This window comes from Vibrio sp. 811 (assembly GCF_033339195.1).
The window spans coordinates 1-544 of sequence record NZ_JAWOUB010000832.1; the positions used below are offsets into that span (position 1 = coordinate 1).

Annotated in this window: 1 pseudogene; it reads left to right on the forward strand. The window is 43.2% G+C overall.

From position 1 onward, the window contains the following. Positions 1-401, forward strand: a pseudogene (gene ppnK, locus R7Q46_RS29650) (NAD(+) kinase); the annotation flags it as partial. Positions 402-544: the final 143 nt, after the last annotated feature.

Consider the following 544-nt stretch of genomic DNA (forward strand, 5'->3'; position numbering starts at 1 on the left):
AGTTTGAGGTGTACATTGATGAAAGCTTTGCCTTCTCTTTACGCGCCGATGGGTTGATTGTCTCCACACCAACAGGCTCGACAGCATACTCACTTTCTGGTGGTGGCCCTATTCTGTCACCAAGCCTGAATGCCATTTCACTGGTGCCTATGTTCCCTCATACCTTATCTAGCCGACCGTTGGTGGTTGATGGCAAACGTAGAATCAAACTGATTGTGTCACCAGAAAATCGCGGTACACAAGAAGTAAGTTGTGATGGACAAGTGTCGCTGCCAGTTTCTCCCGGCGATGAGATCCACATTTATCAAAGCCCAAATGTACTCAAACTCATCCATCCGAAAGACTACAGCTACTATCACGTATTAAGGAACAAACTCGGTTGGTCTAGTAAGTTATTCTAGCTTTCATGAACACGAATTTAAGCCAGTTACTGCTGGCTTTTTTCTTTTTTGGGATAACACGTAAAGACTTACTAATAAGGCGACGCGATATATCCTGCCGTTAAAACGAAATTTATAAACTTTGATCCTGTGTGCAAAGTTTA